Annotated in this window: 5 protein-coding genes; 2 read left to right on the top strand and 3 right to left on the bottom strand. The window is 68.5% G+C overall.

From position 1 onward, the window contains the following. Positions 1 to 6 precede the first annotated feature (6 nt). Positions 7 to 474 (bottom strand): hypothetical protein, encoded by a 468-nt coding sequence (locus tag BLU84_RS19865; RefSeq protein ID WP_139175141.1) that lies wholly within the window; start codon positions 472 to 474, stop codon positions 7 to 9. Between the two features lie 287 nt (positions 475 to 761). Beyond that, positions 762 to 3,854, bottom strand: a complete 3,093-nt coding sequence (locus BLU84_RS19870; protein WP_074871251.1) for a TonB-dependent receptor domain-containing protein — start codon at positions 3,852 to 3,854, stop codon at positions 762 to 764. Positions 3,855 to 4,253: 399 nt separating this feature from the next. Between BLU84_RS19870 and BLU84_RS19875 the strand changes: the two genes are divergently transcribed. Further along, entirely contained in the window at positions 4,254 to 5,105 is an 852-nt protein-coding gene (locus BLU84_RS19875; RefSeq protein ID WP_074871254.1) for a hypothetical protein, read from the top strand. Between the two features lie 78 nt (positions 5,106 to 5,183). Here the strand turns inward: BLU84_RS19875 and BLU84_RS19880 are convergent, their stop codons facing one another. Continuing rightward, positions 5,184 to 5,717 carry a hypothetical protein gene (locus BLU84_RS19880; protein WP_074871256.1) on the bottom strand — a complete coding sequence of 178 codons (534 nt, stop codon included), beginning with the start codon at positions 5,715 to 5,717 and terminating at the stop codon, positions 5,184 to 5,186. Positions 5,718 to 5,860: 143 nt separating this feature from the next. On the opposite strand from BLU84_RS19880, the gene BLU84_RS27585 reads away from it, so the two are divergent. Further along, the coding region (locus BLU84_RS27585) for a hypothetical protein (RefSeq protein ID WP_211664580.1) at positions 5,861 to 6,089 on the top strand (229 nt) is incomplete at its 3' end.

A 6,089-nucleotide genomic window follows, 5' to 3' on the forward strand; every position in this document is an offset into this window, starting at 1 on the left:
AAGCGCTCAGTCGAGGGTGAAGTTGCCGCAGCCGGACCACTTCGCCGGCCACGGCTTGTGGTCGGACCCGGTCGAGATCGGCTTGGACGGCTGCGGAATCACTTCGATCGAGTAGGTGAAGCGGCCGTAGGCGTCGCCCATCAGACCGTTGTCGAGCTTGCACGGCTTGCCCAGCGGCACCGCCGTGATCTTTACCGTCAGCGCGGACTTTTCCATGCCGATCACGCCGGCCATGCGGTATTCGCCGTACGCGGCGTTGCGCTGGCCCAGGCTCCCCTCTTGCGCCTTGTCGGCCTCCGGCACGCTGAGGCGGTAGCTCACCGACAGATCGCTCTGGGTGGTGGTCAGCACCACCTGCCAATCGGTGTTGCCGCCGCGGAAGGCCGGCGCGGGGAAGGTGGGCATTTGCGCGTGCGCGGCGCAGGCGCAGGCGGCCAGGGCCAGCGCGGCGGCCGCGGCGAAATGGGTACGCATGGACGACTCCTTGGTGGCCGGCGGCAACGCGCCGCCGTCCTCATCCCCAACGACCGTAAAGCGAGCACGTGAACCGCCAGGCCGCGCCGACCGGTGCGGGCCGCGAGCGTTTCGCGCCGTCGCCGCCCACCGCACCGCTACGGCGACCGGGTTCTTCCGCATGCCGGCCTGAGCATCGTCGCTGGCAAAAAAAGGGCCGACCCGTCGGAGAGCGGGCCGGCCATTGCAGCTACAGCTTCCACTTCGCGCGTGCGCGGGCCGCGTCGGGTTCGCGGCCCGCTAGGCCCTTAGAACTTCCACTCGAACGCCAGGTTGTAGCGGCGGCCGAGTACGTCGTAGGTGGAGAACGAATCGGCCGAGGTCTGGGCCGGGAACGGCGGAGCCTTGTCGAACAGGTTGCTCACCGCCAGACGCAGCATGGCGTGGTCGTTGATGCGATAGCGCACGCCGCCGTTGAACAGCCAGTAGTCGCCGACCTTGAGGATGTCGCGGGTTTCCGGAGTGTTGAGCACGTTGAACTCGGCGCTGCTGAGGTAGTTGCCGGTCAGGTTCAGGCCCCACTTGCCCATCTCCCAGGCGCCGCTGATCTGGTACTGGCGCTTGGACGTGCCGATCTCGCCGGCGGCCGGGTTCGGCGCGACGCCGGTGACGTCGACGGTCAGCTCCTTGGGGAAATAGCCGGTCAGGCCGAAGGCGAAACGGCCGAAGCGGTCGGTATCGAAGCGATAGGCGATCTCGGTCGAATAGGCCTCCATCGTCAGCGACTTGCCGTTGACGAAACCGCTGATGAAGGTGGTCGCCTGGCCCGCGCCGGCGGCGCTGCCCGGCGCGTTGCGGACGATGCGGCTGCAGAACGAGTTGGCGTTGGGCACGTCGCCGGCGTTGAAGTCGGACGCATCGAAGCAGGCCGTGGCGATGTCGGTCGCGGTCAGGCTGCTGATGACGTCCTTGATCTTGATGTTGTAGTAGTCCGCGGTGACCGTCAGCCCTTCGGCGAACGAGGGCGCCCAAGTGAAGCCGTAGGTGTAGGAGTCGGCCGACTCGTTGCGCAGGTTCGGGTTGCCGCCGGAGATGCCCTGGATCGAGGCGCCGTTGGCGTTGGAGGTGAAGTTGCTCAGGCCGTAATAGTTCAGGAAGGCCTGGCAATTGCGCTGGCGGTTGGCGACGTTGGCGCCGCTGTTGATGAAGCGCGAGTCGCAGGGATCGCCGGTGACGAACTGGAACGAGGTCGCCTGCGGCAGGAACGCCTCGGTGATCGACGGCGAGCGCAGCGAGCGGGTGAAGTTGCCGCGGATCTCCAGATCCTCGAACGGCTTCCACTGCAGACCGTAGGTGTAGGTGTCGAACTTGCCGTTGATCGAGTTGTCGACCTGGCGATACTTGCCGATCACGTCCAGCTTGCGCAGGCCGATGAAGTTGCGCTCGGGATTGACCAGCGGCAGCACGAATTCGCCGAACCACTCGTTGGTGGTGTAGTGGCCCTGCAACGGGGTGATCGGTACCGAACGGCCCAGGCCCTGTTCGAGGAACGCGCCCGGATCGAACAGGCCGCTTTCCTTGCGGTGTTCGAAACCGATGTTGTACTGCAGCGGCCCGCTCCACAGATCGAACAGGGTGCTGGAGACGTTGACGTTGTAGACCTCCTGCTCCTGCAGCGCCTGCGAGGCGGTGCGGGTGGTGACGTACTGGCGCGCGGCCGCGCTGGGGCGGCCTTCGCCGAGCAGGTCGAGCGGAACGCAGTTGGGGTCGGGCCGGGCGGTCAGGCCGCCGGGCACGACCACGCCGGCGACCGGCGCGCCGGCGCAGACCACCTGGCCTTGGCCGTTGCGCACCACATTGAGCGCGTTGACGAAGTTCTGCTGGTTGATCGAGTTGCCGTAGGCGCGCGAGTCGCTGCGGCCGTAGTTGGCCGACGCCTCCCAGTAGAACGTGCGCTGGCCGATGTCGAAATCGCCTTCCAGGCCGAGCACGATCCGGCCCAGTTCGGTGGTGCCACTGCCGTTGTTGGTGACCAGGTCGCGCGAGGCGCGCGAGAGGTTGAACTGGGTGACGCCCAGGCCCTGCAAGGTGGCGCGGGCCTGGTCGGACAGCAGCGCGTAGCTGGTCGGGAAGCGGATCATGCCGCTGGCGCCGGCGAACAGCGGCGAGTTGAACGCCCATTGGTCGGCCAGCTCGGTGCTTTCGGCCGAGTAGAACGAGCCTTCCATGAACACATCGACGCGGTCGTTGAGCGCCCAGCGCGCGGTGGTGTTCACCGACATGCGCTTGAGGTCGGAGATCACCTGGCCCGCATCGACCAGGCTGATGCCGTCGCCGCCGCTGGCGTCGGTGGCCGAGAACGCAACGCCCTGGTTGTACGGCACCAGATTGCCGCTGCGGTCGAACCCCAGCACGGTGTTGCCGCCGGGGCCGAAGCCGTTGGCGATCATGTTGTCGGTGCCCGGCTTGAACGCGCCGGCGACCGGCGAGATCAGGCCGCCGAACGGCGTCGACCAGATGCGGCGGTCCTTGATCAGCACGCCGTTGGGAATGCCGTCGTTGTTGCCGGTGTTGAACGGGATGTTCGGGTTGTAGCGGCCGTCGTTGCCCGGCGTGCGGCCCGGGAACAGCGCGGCCATGCGCGCGGCCAGCGGGTTGGCGGCGTTGAAGTAGCCGGCGCGGAAGAAGTCGCGATCCTTCTGCAGCACGCCCTTGCTGTCGTCGTAGGTGAAGGAGAAGGTGACGTTGCCGCGGCCGTCGTCGAAGTTGGCGCCGACCAGCGCCCAGGCGTTGTAGCGCTCGTTGTCGCCTTGTTCGGTGACGCCGTAGCTGGCGCCGGCCTCCACGCCTTCGTAGTTCTTGCGCAGGATCACGTTGACCACGCCGGCGATGGCGTCGGAACCGTAGGTCGGCGCGCCGCCGATGGCGATGTTCTCCACGCGTTCGACCAGCGCGGTCGGAATCGCGTTGAGGTCGACCTGCAGGCCCGGCGCGGCCGGTCCGAACAGCGTGGTCGGCGCGCTGGTGACGAAGCGGCGGCCGTTGACCAGGGTCAGGGTGCGCGCGCTGCCGATGCCGAAGCGGTTGACGAAGTTGACGCCGGTGCCGAAGGTCGCCTGCCCGCCTTCGGGCGTGATGCCGACGCCGAAGCCGGGAATTTCGTTGAGCGCGTCGGCGACATTGGTGATGCCGCGCGAGGCGATGTAGTCCTTGCTCACCACCGTCGCCGGTTCGAGCGTGTCGAAGCCGGCGCGGCGGATGCGCGAACCGGTGACGACCAGGCGGTCCAGATCGGTCGGCGCGCTGGCGGGTTTGGATTCCGCGGCGGCCGGCTTGGCGGCGGGTGCGGCCTGCTGGGCCAGGGCGGCCGGAACGGCCAACGCCAGGCAAATTCCGAGCATGAGCGGCGAACGGCGCGGCGGAGTGCCGCGACGGTGAGTCGTTTGCATGATTTTTCCCCCGAAAAGTCACCCTAGGCCTTGCGCCTGGGCTTCCATACCTAAGTCGGGCGGGTTCGCGCTGGCAAGAAAAAAACGTAACAAAATGTTTCTTGTGCCTAAGCTATTGATTATAAAAATTCATCTTTGTCGTTTCGAACGACCGTTTAAGCCGATTTAGTTAAGTCTTGCGCCAGACTCGGCAAATACTGGGCGCGCTCCACGGTCCAACCCGAGGGCCCCGGCCAGAGCCCTGGACACTGCCGTGCGCGCCGCCGCCACGGCCGCACGCAAGGGCGCGCCGAGACCCGGCCGCCGGACGAACCGGCTACCCTGTCGCGCTCCCTCCTCGCGCCCGCGCCCATGCCGACCGCCCTCGCCGAAAACCGCTCGCCCGCGTTCGTCCCACTGGCCTTGTCGACGCTGGTGTTCGTGCTGTCCGGCGCGTTCGTGCTGGTCGCGGCGCTGTCGTCGCCGGCGGCGCAGGGCGCGGGTTTGAACGTGGCGCAGTGGCTGTGTTCGATCGGCTCGCTGATCGGCTTCGTCGCCGCGCTGGCCTGCGTGCTGACCGATCGCCGCGGCGTGCCCGTGCGGCCGTGGGCCTGCATCCTCGCCGCGCTGGTGCTGATCTTCGGCCTCGGCGTGGCCTGGTCGCTGCTGCAGATGCCGCTGATGCAGTCGCTGGCGCAGCGTTCCGGCGCGCAGACCCTGGGCGCCTGGGCGGCCGGGCTCGGCGCGCTCAAGGTGGTGGCGGTGAATCTGGTCGCGCTGCCGCTGGCCTGGTGGCTGGGCGGACGCGGCGCGCTGCCGGTGGTGTGGACCTCGCGGCAACGCCGCGCGATCGGCGCGCTGGTCGCGCTGAGCCTGGGCGCGGGCGTGGCCTTGCTGGTGCAGACCGCGGCCGCCGCGTTCACCGCGCTCGGCGAGGGCGAACAGCGCGCCGGCATGAGCGTGGTCGGCCTCGCGGTCGGCGCGGTGCACGGGCTGACGGCATTGATCGCGCCGGTGCGGCGCGGCTCGGGTGCGCTGCCGGCGCTGTGGTCGTCGCTGCTGACGCCGGCGTTGATCGTGCTCGCTTCGCTGCCGGCGATGCTCGGCGGCGAACAGTGGGAGCTGGCGGCGCGGGTGATCGCGGTGGCGCTGGCGCTGCTGCTGGCGCCGGTCGCCTCGTGGCTGCTGGTGCGCTGGCTGCACGGGCGCTCGACCCGCGCCTGACGACGCGACGCGCCCGGCGGCGCCAACGCAAACGGCCCGCAGTGCGGGCCGTTTGTTTTGTCCGGTGGCGCGGCGCGATCAGTACACGGCCAGGTCGCCGCAACCGCCGGTGAGCTTGTCCATGCCCTCGACGCTCACATCGACCGAGTGCATGTGCTTGTTGTCGCCGTCGTCGATGCATTCCTTCTTGCTGATCTCGATCGTCATCGGCTTGGCGCCGCTCTTGGTCTGCAGCTCGCCGCTGAGCACGATCAGCGTGTTCGGCGCGTCGGCCGGCTGGCCGTTGTAGCGCGCGGTGCCGCTGGCCTTCTCGCTGCCGCTGCCCCAGGTCAGATCGATCTTATGATTCATCTCGCCGGTGGCCTGGATGTCGATGCTCCAGTGTTCGCCGAAGCCCTTGAACGCGGGCACCGGGCTGACCTTGCCGACCTGGTCGGCGCCGATCTTGGCCGAGGCCGGGCCCGGTCCGTCGGCAGCGACCGCGGGCTGCGGCGCAGTCGCGGCCGCGCTGTCGGCCGCCGGCGTCGCCGTGGCGTCCTTGGGCTTGTCGGGCGCCGTGCAGGCGGCGAGCAGGGCCAGCGAAGCGATCGCGGCAAGAGGCGTCAGGCGCATGGGAACTCCTTGGGTGTGGCGGTTACGCCCGGGGGCGGGCGGCATGGTTGTAACGCGGGGCGGGTGCAGGAAGGGTCAATGGAGCGAATTTCCGCTCCGCCCATACGCGGCCGAGATATGCGGGGCTTTGGACCGCAACAGCGATGGCCGTTATCGACCGCAGCGACGCGGCACGTCGTAACTTCCGAACCCCGCCGCCTCAACTCGTCATTCCGGCGAAAGCCGGAATCCATGTTGATCTTGCTGTTGCCCTTGCTCCCCGCTCCCCCCGCCGCCTCGAACTCGCCACAGGCAACCGTAGACCCGAAGGGCGGCGCGCAGGACGCGCGCCGTGCGCCACCCAGGCCATGGATGGCCTGTGTGGCGCATCCC

It is taken from the genome of Lysobacter enzymogenes, from assembly GCF_900106525.1.
GTDB lineage: Bacteria > Pseudomonadota > Gammaproteobacteria > Xanthomonadales > Xanthomonadaceae > Lysobacter > Lysobacter enzymogenes.

Bases quoted from the DNA above. Each gene is read 5' to 3' on its own strand.
- BLU84_RS19865 (WP_139175141.1), bottom strand. From the start codon at position 474: ATGCGTACCCATTTCGCCGCGGCCGCCGCGCTGGCCCTGGCCGCCTGC.
- BLU84_RS19870 (WP_074871251.1), bottom strand. From the start codon at position 3,854: ATGCTCGGAATTTGCCTGGCGTTGGCCGTTCCGGCCGCCCTGGCCCAG.
- BLU84_RS19875 (WP_074871254.1), top strand. From the start codon at position 4,254: ATGCCGACCGCCCTCGCCGAAAACCGCTCGCCCGCGTTCGTCCCACTG.
- BLU84_RS19880 (WP_074871256.1), bottom strand. From the start codon at position 5,717: ATGCGCCTGACGCCTCTTGCCGCGATCGCTTCGCTGGCCCTGCTCGCC.